The 13,521-nt window shown below is 69.5% G+C and carries 10 protein-coding genes; 5 read left to right on the forward strand and 5 right to left on the reverse strand.

What is annotated here, in order from left to right; all coding sequences use genetic code 11:
* Genes PE061_RS00905 through PE061_RS00915 form a run of 3 tightly spaced genes read left to right on the forward strand, consistent with a single transcriptional unit; the run spans position 1 to position 4,392 of the window.
* Entirely contained in the window at positions 1-1,578 is a 1,578-nt protein-coding gene (locus tag PE061_RS00905; RefSeq protein ID WP_271257366.1) for a glycerol-3-phosphate dehydrogenase/oxidase, read from the forward strand.
* The gene (locus PE061_RS00910; RefSeq protein ID WP_271257367.1) at positions 1,578-2,984 is read left to right on the forward strand and encodes an FAD-binding oxidoreductase; all 1,407 of its coding nucleotides are present in this window, start codon (positions 1,578-1,580) and stop codon (positions 2,982-2,984) included. The genes PE061_RS00905 and PE061_RS00910 overlap by 1 nt, the downstream gene beginning before the upstream one ends.
* Complete coding sequence (locus PE061_RS00915) at positions 2,977-4,392, forward strand: FGGY family carbohydrate kinase (RefSeq protein WP_271257368.1); 1,416 nt, start codon at positions 2,977-2,979, stop codon at positions 4,390-4,392. The genes PE061_RS00910 and PE061_RS00915 overlap by 8 nt, the downstream gene beginning before the upstream one ends.
* On the opposite strand, the gene PE061_RS00920 is transcribed toward PE061_RS00915, so the two are convergent.
* The 4 genes from PE061_RS00920 to PE061_RS00935 all read right to left on the reverse strand — a co-directional run bounded on the left by PE061_RS00920 (position 4,355) and on the right by PE061_RS00935 (position 9,113).
* The gene (locus PE061_RS00920; RefSeq protein WP_271257369.1) at positions 4,355-5,215 is read right to left on the reverse strand and encodes a sugar phosphate isomerase/epimerase family protein; all 861 of its coding nucleotides are present in this window, start codon (positions 5,213-5,215) and stop codon (positions 4,355-4,357) included. The genes PE061_RS00915 and PE061_RS00920 overlap by 38 nt on opposite strands.
* A gap of 141 nt (positions 5,216-5,356) precedes the next feature.
* Positions 5,357-6,694 carry a metal-dependent hydrolase family protein gene (locus PE061_RS00925; RefSeq protein WP_271257370.1) on the reverse strand — a complete coding sequence of 446 codons (1,338 nt, stop codon included), beginning with the start codon at positions 6,692-6,694 and terminating at the stop codon, positions 5,357-5,359.
* Positions 6,695-6,763: 69 nt separating this feature from the next.
* Positions 6,764-7,903 carry an alpha-hydroxy acid oxidase gene (locus PE061_RS00930; RefSeq protein WP_271257371.1) on the reverse strand — a complete coding sequence of 380 codons (1,140 nt, stop codon included), beginning with the start codon at positions 7,901-7,903 and terminating at the stop codon, positions 6,764-6,766.
* A complete protein-coding gene (locus PE061_RS00935; RefSeq protein ID WP_271257372.1) occupies positions 7,890-9,113 on the reverse strand; it encodes an MFS transporter in 1,224 nt (407 codons plus the stop codon). Before PE061_RS00935 ends, PE061_RS00930 begins: the two co-directional genes overlap by 14 nt.
* Positions 9,114-9,382: 269 nt before the next feature.
* On the opposite strand from PE061_RS00935, the gene PE061_RS00940 reads away from it, so the two are divergent.
* Together PE061_RS00940 and PE061_RS00945 are read left to right on the forward strand one after the other, a co-directional pair.
* A complete protein-coding gene (locus tag PE061_RS00940) occupies positions 9,383-11,353 on the forward strand; it encodes a peptidoglycan DD-metalloendopeptidase family protein (protein WP_271257373.1) in 1,971 nt (656 codons plus the stop codon).
* On the forward strand, positions 11,350-12,768 hold the full coding sequence (locus tag PE061_RS00945) for an amidase family protein (protein WP_271257374.1): 1,419 nt from the start codon (positions 11,350-11,352) through the stop codon (positions 12,766-12,768). The genes PE061_RS00940 and PE061_RS00945 overlap by 4 nt, the downstream gene beginning before the upstream one ends.
* 30 nt (positions 12,769-12,798) lie before the next feature.
* Here PE061_RS00945 and PE061_RS00950 read toward each other — a convergent pair whose 3' ends face one another.
* Positions 12,799-13,500, reverse strand: a complete 702-nt coding sequence (locus PE061_RS00950) for a GntR family transcriptional regulator (RefSeq protein WP_271257375.1) — start codon at positions 13,498-13,500, stop codon at positions 12,799-12,801.
* Positions 13,501-13,521 lie beyond the last annotated feature (21 nt).

The raw sequence follows: 13,521 nt of genomic DNA on the forward strand, positions 1-13,521 counted from the left end.
ATGACAGGAAGCAGCCTCGACGCATGGTCCCGCGCATCTGTCTTCGATACGCTCGACAGCACGCGTTTCGACCTGCTGGTGATCGGTGGCGGCGTGACGGGTGCCGGCATCGCGCGCGATGCCGCGATGCGCGGGCTCTCGGTGGCGCTTGTCGAAGCCGCCGACTATGCGAGCGGCACCAGCAGCCGCTCGTCCAAGATGATCCACGGCGGGCTGCGCTATCTCGCGCAGGGCGACGTCGCGCTCGTGCGCGAGGCCGCGTCCGAACGGCAGATATTGCGGCGGATCGCGCCGCATCTGGCGCGGATCACACCCTTCATCGTGCCCACGAACTCGCTGGCGACCGCAACCAAGCTGCGCGCGGCGCTGTGGACGTTCGAGAAGCTGGGCGGTGTCCCCGAAGGCGAGCGCCACGAGGTGCTGGACGCCGCCGCATTCGCGCAGCGCGAGCCCTTGATGCGGATGGACGGGCTGAACGGCGCGGTCGTCTACCCCGAATTCCTCACCGACGACGCGCGGCTGGTGCTGGCGAACGTGCGGGCGGCGCAGGATGCGGGCGCCGTCGTCCTCAATCACGCCGCCGCAACCGGACTGGTGATCGAAAGCGGCAAGGCGACCGGCGCCGTGGTTCGCTCGACGCTTGCCGGCGAGGATGCCGGTGCGCGCGTCTGCGCGAGGCTGATCGTGAATGCCGCCGGGCCGTGGGTGGACGCGGTGCGGACGCTCGATCCCGCCGAGGGCGGCGCGCGCCTCTCGCTCAGCCGCGGCATCCACCTCGTGCTGCGGCGCGAGCGCCTGCCGGTGAACGCCACCATCGTCCTGCGCGCGCCGGACAAGCGCAGCATCTTCGCCGTGCCGCGCGGACGCTTCACCTACGTCGGCACCACTGACGTGTTCCACGGCCAGGTCGGCTACTGGCCGGAATTCACGCGCGCCGATGTCGACTATCTGCTGGATACGCTCGCGCTGCGCATGAAGACCGAACGGCCTGCCGACGCGGAGATCGTCGCGCTCTGGTCCGGCGTCCGGCCGCTGATCGCGGAGCCCGGCAAATCGGCGAGCGAAGTCTCCCGCAAGGACGAGGTGTGGACCGCGCCCTCCGGCATGATCTCGATCGCCGGCGGCAAGCTCAGCGCTTACCGCGCGATGGCGGCACGCGTCGTCGACCTTGTCGTCGAGCGGCTCGGCATCAGCGCCCACCCCTGTGCGACGGCGGAGATCCCGCTGCCCGGCGGCGAGGCGATCCATCTTCCTGCCAGCGAGGACAATGCGCGCCTCGTCGGCCTCTATGGCAACGAAGCGCAGGCGGTGCTCGACGCAGGCGGCGATGTGGCGGCCGAAGCCGCGCGCGCCGTGCTGCACGAAGGTGCGGCAACGCTGGAGGACTATTGGGTGCGGCGCAGCGCGCGCGCGTGGTTCGACGACAACGCGGGGCTTGCCGCGCTCGCACCGGCGGCAGCGACGATGGCGCCCCTCCTCGGCTGGAGCGATGTGCGCCGTGCCGCGGAGATCGCGCATTGCGAGGAGTTGAACCGGAAGAGCCGGACGGCTCTCCGCAGCGGAACGGGAGAAGGTTGATGGAAACGATCACCGAAGCGCTGGCGAGCGCGATCGGCGCGGCGCGCGTATTCACGGACACGGCGACGCTGGATGCGCGCCGCTACGACCAGTGGGCGGTGAAGCACCTGCGCGACTGGGAAGGACGGGCGCCTGCGCGACCGGGCGTCGTCGTGCGCCCCGCCAGCGTGGAGGACGTGCAGAAGATCGTGCGCCTCGCCGCCGGGCGGCGCGTGCCGCTGGTGCCGTTCGGACTCGGCAGCGGCGTGTGCGGCGGCATCGAGCCGGACGCAGACAGCATCCTTCTCGACCTGAGCGCGATGGACCGGGTGCGCAGCATCGACGAGCACAATTTGCTCGCGAGCTTCGACGCCGGTCTCAACGGCATGAAGGCCGAGGAGGCGGTGGCGGCGCGCGGCCTCACCATCGGGCACTGGCCGCAATCCATCGCGATCAGCAGCGTCGGCGGCTGGGTCGCGACACGCGCCTCGGGCCAGTTCTCCACCGCCTACGGCAATATCGAGGACATCATCCATTCGATCGAGGCGGTGCTGCCGAACGGCGATCTCGTCACGCTCGGCAAGGCGCCGCGGGCGGCCGCGGGGCCCGACCTGCGCCATATCCTGATGGGCGCGGAAGGCACGATGGGCGTCATCACCGGCGTCACGTTCTCGCTGCGCCGCAAGCCCGCGCATCGCGGCTTCAGCACGTTCTACGCGGACACGATGGACCAGGGCCTCGAGGCGCAGCGCCGCATCGTGCAGGCGGACTGGCTGCCGCCCGTGATGCGCCAGTACGACGCGCGCGAGGGCAAGCGCCTGTTCCGCGACCATTACCGCGAGGGCAAGGCGATGCTGATCTTCGTGCACGAAGGGCCGGAAGCGCGCGTCGAGGCCGAGCTGGCGGGCGTCGTCGCCATCGCCGCCGAAGCCGGGCTGTCGCCGGGGGACGGGAACGCCGGCAAGGAATGGATCGAGCGCCGCAACCACGTGCCCTCGTGGCGCGACATGTTCGACCGCGGCATCGTTGCCGACACGGTCGAGATCTCGGCCGACTGGAGCCGCATCGGCGCGATCTACAAGGACGCGATCGCGGGGCTGAACGGCGTGCCGGGCATCATCAACGCCTCCGCACACAGCTCCCACGTCTATCGCAGCGGCATCAATCTCTACTTCAGCTTCGCCGCACGCTTCGAGGGCGACACGGCGCCGATGGAGCCGACCTATTTCGAATGCTGGCGGCAGATCATGGAAGCGACCGTGCGCCACGGCGGCGGCGTCGCCCACCATCACGGCGCCGGGCGGGTGCGCAAGGACTACCTCCTCAGCGATCTCGGGCCTGCGGGCATCGCCCTGCTGCGCCGCATCAAGGCCGCCGTCGACCCCGAAGGCATCATGAATCCGGGCAACCTCATTCCCGATGCCTGAGCTGCTGCTCGCCCTCGACGCCGGTACAACCGGCGTGCGTGCGATGGTGACGGACGCCGGGGGCATCGTGCTCGGCGTGTGTAAGCAGGGGATCGAATCGCATTTCCCGGCGCCGGGCCGTGTCGAGCAGGATGCCGATGCGGTGTGGGAGGCTTGCCGCGCCGTGATCGACGGAGCACTCGCGGGCGCGGGCCGCACGCCGGCGGATATCGCCGCGATCGGCCTCACGACGCAGCGCGCCAGCGTCGTGGTGTGGGACCGGCGCACCGGGCGCGCCGCCGCGCCGATGATCGTGTGGAGCGATCTGCGCGGCATGGCGCGCTACCGCGAGCTGCGCGCAGCGGGCTTCCTGTCGTGGCCGCAGGTGCCCGCCGCCAAGCTCGAAGCCGCGCTCGCCGCGGCAGAGGGCAGCGATCTCGCATGGGGCACGCTCGACAGCTGGCTGCTCTGGAAGCTCTCGGGCGGCAGCGTGCACGCCACCGACCTCTCCGCGGCATGGATCAGCGGCTACGTCGACCCCGGCGACCTCACGCGCTGGAATGCCGGCCTGCTCGCTTTCCAGGGCCTCTCCGAGCGCATGTTTCCCAAAATCGTGGACAGTTGGGGCGAGATCGCGACAGCGGACGCGCTCGGCGGCATCCCGGTGACGGCGCTGCTCGCCGACCAGCAGGCGAGCATGGTCGCGCACGGCGCGCTCGCCGAGGGGGCGTGGAAGATGACCTACGGCACCTCGGGCGTGCTGATGATGTCGACGGGCGCGCGGCCGGTTTCGCCCCATCGCACCATGCCGGTGGCGGCGATGACGCGCGTGGGCGGCGGCACGCGTTTCTGCATCGAAGGTATGGTCGTCAGCATCGGCAGTTTCGTGGAATGGCTCTGCGGCCTCGGCCTGTTCGCGTCCGGCGCCGATCTCGAGGTCGCAGCCGCATCGGTCGAGGACGCGAAAGGCGTGACCATACGCCCCTCGCTGCAAGGGCTCGGCGCGCCGCACGGGCGTTTCGACGTGCAGGCGCTGATCGCCGGGCTCAGCCTCGGCGCAGGCCGCGCCCACATCGCCCGCGCGGCGCTCACCGGCATCGCCTGCCGCGTGCGCGAGATCGTCGACGTGCTCGCGGCCTCGGAGTTCGGCGTGCCCGAAACGCTGCCCGTCGACGGCGGGCTTTCCGCGAGCGGCACGCTGCTACAATTGCAGGCCGACCTCATCGGACGCCCGGTTCGCCGCCACGCAGTCGCCGAAGGCTCGGCATTCGGGGCAGCGATGGCCGCCGGAATCGGCGCAGGCCTTTTCGGCGAGGCGGATCTCACCGCGCGCATCCGCTACGACCGCGACTATCAGCCCGCGATCAGCGCCGACGCGGCAAATGCCCTCTTCACGGATTGGCAGACAGCGGCGCTGGGCTCTCTGTAGCGGCCTCGTCCCACAAGCCGCGCGCGATTTCCCGCATCCGCTGCGCCTCCTGCCAGCGGTCGGTGAGTTCGCGCCCGTCCGGCGCGGTGATCGCGTAGGGCGGCGGACCGAGCTCGCACATGAAGGGAAGCGCATCGTTTTCCCCTGCCGAGGCTCGCCACAGCGAAAAACCCCGCCTCCACCATGCCATGTGCTGATCGCGCCAGCCGCGATGCTGCGGCGCCTCCATGGCGACCTGCACCTGATGCGTCGTGGAGATGCGCCCATGGAAGTTCCGGGCGTTACGCAGCAACCGCTCAATCGCAGCGAGCTGGTCCTCGCGCAGCGGCAATTCCATCTCGCCCGCGACCGGATAATGCGAAAGATCGCAGGTGAGCGGCAGGTCCGGCATTTCATCGAGAATGCCGAGCGTGAACAGCAGGTCGTTGGTGAGGCGCCCGCGGTGCGTCTCGTAGAACACCGGCAGCGGCGCGGTATCCGAAACGCGGCGCAGACTTTCGAGCAGCCGCATCGCATCCGCGAGGTGCCGCACGGGGCCCGCGACCTGCACGTTGACGTGACCGGCGCCGAGACGCACGGCTTCGTCGATGTAGCCGGCGAGCTGCCCGGCATCGTGCACGAGCACCTGCCCTTCCCAATAGAGCCCATGCGCCCCCATCACGCGCGACACGCCCGCGGCGCGGGCGACGCGCGCGATATTCACGCCGACGCCGTCGAATCCGGCCGCGACGACGCGTTCGAGCGCTTCATCGAGCCGCGCCTCGATGTCGAAGCCGGGACACTTGTCGAGGCCCCAGACGGATTGCAGAACGCGAAAGTGCACGGCCGATCTCCCCGTACCCATAGACGCCGCCACACGCGGCGATGTCCAATCGTATCCGCGAATGGCCTCATCCCACGATGCGATGCGGCGCGCTCAGGCGAGCGCGCCACCTGCATCATCCCCACCTCGGGATGGTGCGGTTCAGTCCGCCGGGAACCCCTGCCGCTTGCCGCCCGCCTTGTGGACGACGCCGTGACGCATCACGAAGTCGACGCTTTCCATGCGGGTCACGTCCTCGAGCGGGCTGCCCGCCACCGCGATGATGTCGGCGTCCTTGCCGGACGTGATCGTGCCGATGGCCGCCGAGCGGCCGAGCGCCTCGGCGGCGTTCACGGTCGCGGCCTGAAGCGCGGCGGCGGGCGACATGCCCGCCTTCACCATCAGGGCGAACTCGCGGGCGTTGTCGCCGTGCTTCGAAACGCCGCTGTCGGTGCCGAAGGCGACCTTCACGCCCGCCGCGAACGCCTTCTTGTGGCTGTTGAACGCATTGGCGGCGGCTTCTTCCGCCTTCGGGATCACGGCGGGCGGCAGAGCGCCGCCACGCGCCTGTTCGACGGCGGTGTTGGCCGCAAGCATGGTCGGCACGAGCCATGTGCCGTGCGTCTTCAGCAGCCTGATCGCCTCGTCGTCGAGGAACGAGCCGTGGTCGACGGTATCGACGCCCGCCGGGATCGCCGCTTTCGTGCCTGCCGCGTGGTGGCTGTGGGTGGCGACCTTGCGGCCGAGGCCGTGCGCCGTGTCGATCACGGCCTTGATCTCCGCATCGGTCATCGAACGGCCGAGACCGCCCGAGACGTTGGAGAGCACGCCGCCCGTCGACATGAACTTGATGACCTGCGCGCCGAGCGCGACCTGCTGACGCACCGCGCGGCGGCAATCGTCGGGTCCGTCGCAGGTGTTGATCTGGTGCTGGTGGACGGCGTTGAAGAACGTCTCCGCAAGGCCGTTCGAAGGATCGCCGTGCCCGCCCGAAACGGAAATCGGCGCGCCTGCGTTCACGATCGTCGGCCCGGCGATGTTGCCGCGATCAATGCCGTCGCGCAGCGCGCGGATGCCACGCGGATTGCCGCCGAGGTCGCGCACCGTGGTGAAACCGGCATCGAGCGTGACCCGCGCGTTCGAGACCGCGTACATCATGTCGTCGGCATCATCGCTCGTCATGGCGGTGAGCCGGGCGCGCAGCGGATCGCCGCCGATCCCCCAGAAGTGGACATGCAGGTCGATGAGCCCCGGCATCACGAAGCGGTCCTTGAGGTCCACCACCTTCACGCCCGCCTGCGGCTCGGCATAGCCGTCGCGCACCTCGGCGATCTTGCCGTCCCGGATGACGATCGTGCTCGGCCCGCGCGGCGCCTTGCCCGGCTCGGCGAGCAGCGTTCCGGCGTAAACGAGGGTCACGGCCTCGCCCACGGGCGCGGGCTGCGCGGCGAGCAGCGAGGTGGACATGAGCGCAAGGGTGACGGCAGCAACACGACGCATATGGAAAATCCCCTGATTCTTCAGAATAATCGAGTCATAGTCCCGCTTCTTCAGGAGGATCAAGGCTGGCTAAACGAGCAGCGGCCTCGCGCGGATGTCAACGATGGAAGCGGCCCCGCACAGCTGCATCGCGCGGACGAGCTCGCTCACCAGCAGGTCGATACAGCGCGCGACGCCCGCTTCGCCGCCAGCCGCAAGCCCGTAGAGATAGGGACGGCCGATCGAGCAGGCGTCCGCACCGAGCGCGAGCGCCCGCACTATGTCCCCGCCCCGGCGGACGCCGCCGTCGACGACCAGCGTCAGGTCCGAACCGACCGCCTGCCTTATGGGGCGGACAGCATCGACGGGCGCGACCGTGTTGTCGAGCTGGCGCCCGCCGTGGTTGGAGAGGATGAGGCCGTTGACGCCCCGTTTCGCAGCTTCCACGGCATCGTCGATGGCGAGCACGCCCTTGAGAACGATCGGCCCGTCCCAGAGCGTTTGCAGCCATTCGACGTCGCGCCAGCTTATGGCCGGGTCGATTTCCCGGTTGGCGTAGGCGAGGAACGCTTCCGTCCCGCCCGCAGGCACGCGGCTGCCGACGTTGACCAGCCGGAAATCGCGGTCCCTGAGGAGACCGGCGACCCAGCCGGGCCGCAGGGCGAAGTCGAGGGCCGACCGCAGCCCCAATCGCGGCGGGACCGTGAAGCCGTGACGCTTGTCCCTGAGCCGGTTGCCCGGTGTCGTGGTGTCGACGGTGAGGCAGAGCACGTGATAACCGGCAGCCTTGCAGCGGGCGAGAAGCTCCGCGGTGAGCCCGCGGTCGCGGAACATGTAGAGCTGGAACAGCTTCGGCGCGCCGGGCACCGACGCGTCCTCGATGGAGGTCGTGCCGAAGGTGGAAAGGCCGTAGAACACGCCCGCACGGGCGGCGGCGCGTGCGGCGGCGATCTCCTTGCCGGGATGGAACAGGCGCGACATGCCGGTCGGCGAAAGCATGAGCGGCGCGGCCACCCGCTGACCGAAAAGGCTGGTCGACGCGTCGGGCCGGGCCGCGCCCGCGAGAACCCGGGGCACGAGCGGATAGGCATCGAAGGCGGCAGCGTTGCGGACGATCGAGACTTCCCCGTCCGCGCCGCCTTCCAGATAGTCCCACACCGGCCTCGGCAGGCGGGCGTGTGCGGCCTTGCGCAGGTCCGCTACGGCGTAGGCGCGATCAAGCCGGTTCACGATGCCGCTCGATATGCCTGCGCAGCACCATCAGCGAGACGGCGAGCATCGCCATCAGCAGCGCCGAGACGAGGAAATAGCCGCCGCCCTGCCAGCCGATGAGGACGCCCCCCGCGAGCGCGCTGATCATCGCGCCCGTGCGCCCGAACCCGACGGCGACGCCGATCGCGGTCGCACGCGTCTCGACGGGGTAGAGCTGCGTGGCCACCGCGAAGAGGATCGACTGGATGCCCGCGCTGAACACGCCGAGCAGGGCGATGAGCGAAACGCTGAGCGCGAACGCCGCGGGATTCGGCGGATAGGCAGCCAGCAACGCGCTGACCGCGCCCCCGCCCAGCGCCATCGCGACGAGGACGACGCGCGAGCCGAGCGGGCGGATCAGCGACGCGCCGAGGAGCGCGCCGACGATGCCCCCGCAATTGAAAAGCGCCGCGCCGATGCTCGCGTCGCCGAGATCGAACCCCGCGCCCGCGAGCAGGCTCGGCAGCCAGTTGAGCGAGAGATAGACGGCCATCATCGACCAGAAATAGGCCGCCCACATCGCCAGCGTGTCGCGCCGCGCGCCCGTGCCGAGCAGCACGGCCACGGTCTCGCCGAAACCCGGCGACGGCAGCGGCCGGAAATCGGGCGAGACGGATACGGGGCCGCGCTTCTCCAGGAACAGGAGCGCGCCGAGCAGCATCGAGAACAGCCCGCAGCCGATGAACAGCGGCCGCCACCCGTAGGCGGGCAGCACCCAGGACGCGAGGATGCCGCCCATCATGCCGCCGAGCGGAATACAGAGGATCGTGGCCGTGACCGCGACGGCCCGCCAGCGGGGCGCTATGGTTTCGGACATCAGGGCCGCCGCGTTCGGAATGGCGCCGCCCATGCCGAGCCCGGCGATGAAGCGGAGGAGGAGGATTTCGTTCACGCTGCCGGCGAGCGCGCAAAGGCCGGTGAACAGGCCGAACAGAACGACGCTGATGCCGAGCGCGGCGGGCCTGCCGATGCGGTCCCCGGCGTAGCCCAGAAGGATCGTGCCGACCGACATGCCGACGAGCCCGGCCATGAAGACGATTCCGAAGGCGCTCTTCTCCGCGCCCCATTCGGACGCGATCGCAGGCAGCGCAAAGCTCAGCGCCTGCCCGTCGAGCCCGTCGAGCAGGATGGCGAGAACGGTAAGTATACCAAGTTGTCGGCGGGCGGGCCGAACGAAGATCGCATTCACATCAGTCCCCTCCGCTGTGGACAAATATTATATTTTATATAATCTAGAGAAAAGCAATGGGAGCAGAGGGCGTGGGCGCTTTTCCGATGACATCCATTATGATGAAATCCGCTTCGAGGGCATCCGCTCCGGGAGCAGCCGTTTCAGGGGCGTCCGTTTCAGGGGCAACCGCTTCGACAGCATCCGCCGGGGCGGAAACCGCCGTCAACGCCGTCCTCGGCACGGACCGACGAAACGGTGGCGCTCCATCGGCAGCGACGGAAACCGCGATGAAAGCCATCCCGAGCAGAACCGGCGTCGTCGGCCTTGCGCCGGGGAAGACCACGGTGAGGACCGGCCGCTCCGGCCTCGCAGGGAGGAAAGCCATCCCGAGCAGAACCGGTCTCTCCGGCCTCCCGACGTGGAAAACCATCCCGATGAGGAACTGCCTCTCCAGCCTCGCGGCGTGGAAAGCCGTACCGAGCAGGACCGGCCTTGCCGGTCTTGCGGCGTGGATGCTGCTGGCCGGGGCCGCCAATGCCGGTGTCACCGCCGACCATGTCCTCGAACGGATGCGCAAGGCGCTCGGGACCCCCTCCGCCGAACTCGCGGCCGGGTGGGCGCTGGAAGGCACCGGCGAGGCGTTTCGGATGCCTGCGCAGTTCCGCGTGAGCCGCGAAGGCGGCGACCGGCTCAGCGTCTCCATCTCGACCGCCGTCTATCAGGTGGCGCGCGACGTGGATGCGCGCGGCGGCACGGAGCGCAACGGCTGGGACGGGATGCAGCCGGAAGCGCCCGGCCGCACCCGCGAGCTGGCGCCCGATGCGCTCGCGCGCACGCGCGCAGCATCGCTGTTCCTGCCTTTCATGGGGCCGCTTCAGCCGCGCGCCGACGCGAAGCTGGAACAGGAGGACGTGGACGGCCGCAAGGCCTATCGCGTCGCGATAAAGGACGGCTCCAGCCTGTTCGTCGACGCGAAGACGTTCCTGCCGTTCCGGCGCGACTACCCGACGCGCTGGGACGAGGGGGCGGCGGTCAGCACGTCGCGCTTCGAGGACTATCGCGCGGTGGGCGGCGCGCTGCTGCCGTTCCGTATCCGCGACGCCGCGCCGGACAACAGCAGGCAAAGCATCTCCATCACGGTAGCGTCCTACCGGCCGCTGACGGAAAAACTGCCGCCGGTCGCGCGCGCGGCCGCCGCGGCGGCGCTCGCGATCAGCCTCGACGTTGCGCCGTCGCGGCTTTTCAAGGAGCACGATTTTCTCGTCAGCGACTCGGATTGGGAAATCAACCCGGCGTGGGCGATCTCCTACCCGGCAACGGAAACCTTCACGCTCGACCTCATTCTCGACGAAGCGGACGGGCGATGGGTGGAGCCGGTCTCGGGCACGGCGTTCCTCGAAGCGAAAGGCACGGCGTTCCGCACAGTCACATTCTCCGCCGCCGAACTGAAGACGACCCGCCGCACGGTGCTGTCGCGCTATTCGGGACGCGCGCCGGTGTCGGTGTTCCGCCATCATTTCACGACGCCCATTCCGGCGGCGGTGGACGCCATCCGCTACGAGATGACTGTGCGCGACGACGAAGGACGAACGGCAACGGTCTCGCGCACCTTCCCCGTGACCGTCTACGACCAGAAGACGCCGCTGATCTTCCCGATCAAGGGGAACTTCATGGCGATCTCGGCGCACGATTACGACGACCCCTCGCACAAGGACGATTTCGGCCAGTGGGGCGCCTACGACATCGTCGCGCTCGGCGAGCGGTTCGAGTTGCTCAACAACCCGGCGGCCGTGCCGAGGAACGAGGATGTCTACACCTTCGAGAAGGAGATCATCGCGCCCGGAGACGGCACCATCGTGGCGACGCGCGACGGCGTTCCCGACGACACGCCCGCCGACCTGCTGATGCAGGGCATGTCCGATCCCGTCCACGCCATGCCGGGCAACTGGATCATGCTCGACCACGGCAACGGCGAGGTCAGCTTCTTCTGCCACCTGCGGCAGGGCTCGCTGCGCGTAAAGACGGGGCAGACGGTGCGGCAGGGCGAGGTCATCGCGCTGCTCGGCGGATCGCAGACGACGGGCTATCCGCATCTCCACTACCAGTTGCAGACGAGCGCCGACCTGATGCGGACCGACGGCATACCGGCGCGCTTCGACAATATCGAGTTCGCCTTCCCGGTGCCGGGCGCCAAGGTGAGCATCCCGAAATACGGCTATTACCTGCGCACGACGGACGTGGGAAAGGACGCGAAGTGACGGGCCTGCGCCGACGCGAGATCCTCGCCGCGCTCGGCCTCGCGCCGCTGGCGGCGAAGGCGAACGCCGCGCCCGCCGCCGATACGGGTGACGGCATGGCGCTCGCCGCGCGGATTCGCGAGGGCGGCCTGACGGCCGAACACGCCGCCGCCGACGCCGTCGCCGCGCGCGACCGGATGCAGCCGCACCTCAACTTCCTCACCGCGCCGGGGTTCGTGCCGTCGCTGTCCGGGCGGACGTTCTCCGGCGTGCCGATCCTCGTCAAGGATCTTCTCGACGTCGAGGGGCTGCCGACGCGCTACGGGTCGCGGGCCTATGACGGCGGGGCCGCATCCGGCCAGTCGCCCTATATCGACGCGCTGAGGAACGCGGGCTTCGCGATCATCGGGAAATGCACGACCTCGGAATTCGGCTTCCTGCCGACATCCGAGGCGCTTGGCCCCGGCCCCACTCGCAATCCGTGGGACCCGGACCGGTCGACGGGCGGCTCTTCTGGCGGCGCGGCAGCGGCGGTCGCGGCGGGCGTCGTGCCGATCGCGCACGGCGGCGACGGCGGCGGCTCCATCCGGATTCCGGCGGCGTGCTGCGGGCTGTTCGGGCTGAAGCCCTCGCGCGGACGCCTGATCCGCGTGGCGCCGCCCCCGCCCCGCCCGGTCGAACTCGGCGTGCAGCACGTCCTCACCCGTTCGGTGCGGGATAGCGCGATGGTGTTCGCGCTCACCGAGGACGCAAGCGCCAACACGCCCATCGGCTTCGTATCGGGCGCCAGCGCGCGGCCGCTGCGCATCGGCTTCGTCGAGGAAAGCATGGAGAACATCATGCCTTCGGACGCGGTTCGCGCGGCGTTCGACGCCAGCCTCCAGTTGCTCGCGTCGCTCGGCCTGAAACCCCTTCAGACCCGCTGGCCAGTGAAGCGCGGCGTCATGCACGACTTCCTGACCTATTGGGCGGAAGGCGCGATGATGCAGGCCAAGGCGACGCCGCAGCCCGACCTGCTCGAACCCTTCACGCTCGCGCTCGCCGAGCACGCGCGGCGCATGTCTCCGGCGAAACGGCAGGACGCTGCCGACGGCCTGATCGCCGCCTCGGCGGCGTACAATGGCTGGTTCGACGACTTCGACATCATCGCGACGCCGGTGCTGCGCACCGCGGCGCCGCCGCTCGGCCACCTCGCGCCGACGGTTCCGTTCGATACGCTCTACGAACGGCTGATCGAATTCGCGGGCTACACGCCGATCCACAATGCGGCCGGCGCACCCGCGATGAGCGTGCCGCTCGGCCGGTCGCCGGATGGGCTTCCGATCGGCATCCAGTTCGCCGCAGCGCCGGGCCGCGACGACCTGCTGTTCGACCTCGCCTACCGGCTGGAAGCGAAGCAGCCATGGGCGGGATGCAGACCGCCCGTCCACGCCTGACGTCCGTTCACCGGCCGGGCGGCCGCGGCGTCAGGCGGCGAGGAGGTTCGCGGCGTGGCGCTCGTACCACGACAGCGACTTTTCGAGCAGCGACAGCATGATCTCCTTCGCGTGCGCCGGATCGTGCGCGCGCAGCGCATTCACCAGCTCCACGTGCTGCGGCTGCACGGCGAGGAAGTCCTCGCGGTCCGCGGGCGCGGAGTTGAACACGCTGATGTGCAGCGGCCCGATACGCAGCCAGAGCCGCTCGATCATCTCGACGATGTAGGAGGAGCCGCAGGCCGCGTAGATCTGGAAATGGAAATCGTAGTTGGCCTTCAGCTTGTCGCGCGCCTCGGTGTCCGCGGGCCGCGTGAACATCTCCTGCAGGCCCTCGTTGAGCGCCGCGACCTGCTCGGCGGTGATGTATTTCGCCGCCTGCTCGACGGCGTAGCACTCGATGAGGATGCGCGCCTCGTAGATCTTGCGGACCTCCTCGAGCGTATAGACCGGCACGCGGACGGAGCGGTTCGGCAGGAACTCGAGCGCGCCCTGCGAGGCGAGCTGCTGCACGCCCTCGCGCACGGGCATGAAGCCGAGGTGCATCATCTCAGCAAGCTCGCGGACCGTGATGGCCTCGCCCGGCGCGAAACGCCCGGAAAGCAGCGCCGCGCGAAGCTCGCCGTAGGCCAGCTCGCGCAGCGTGTAACCCTTGACCCGCCCCACCTTCGGGGCAACCCACCTGTCGACCATAGATCCCGACACTCCTCGATC

Source organism: Sphingosinicella microcystinivorans, assembly GCF_027941835.1.
Lineage (GTDB): Bacteria > Pseudomonadota > Alphaproteobacteria > Sphingomonadales > Sphingomonadaceae > Sphingosinicella.

Excerpts from the sequence above, each read along its gene's own strand:
- PE061_RS00905 (WP_271257366.1), top strand. The coding sequence starts at position 1 with ATGACAGGAAGCAGCCTCGACGCATGGTCCCGCGCATCTGTCTTCGAT.
- PE061_RS00910 (WP_271257367.1), top strand. The coding sequence starts at position 1,578 with ATGGAAACGATCACCGAAGCGCTGGCGAGCGCGATCGGCGCGGCGCGC.
- PE061_RS00915 (WP_271257368.1), top strand. The coding sequence starts at position 2,977 with ATGCCTGAGCTGCTGCTCGCCCTCGACGCCGGTACAACCGGCGTGCGT.
- PE061_RS00925 (WP_271257370.1), bottom strand. The coding sequence starts at position 6,694 with ATGCGTCGTGTTGCTGCCGTCACCCTTGCGCTCATGTCCACCTCGCTG.
- PE061_RS00940 (WP_271257373.1), top strand. The coding sequence starts at position 9,383 with ATGAAAGCCATCCCGAGCAGAACCGGCGTCGTCGGCCTTGCGCCGGGG.
- PE061_RS00950 (WP_271257375.1), bottom strand. The coding sequence starts at position 13,500 with ATGGTCGACAGGTGGGTTGCCCCGAAGGTGGGGCGGGTCAAGGGTTAC.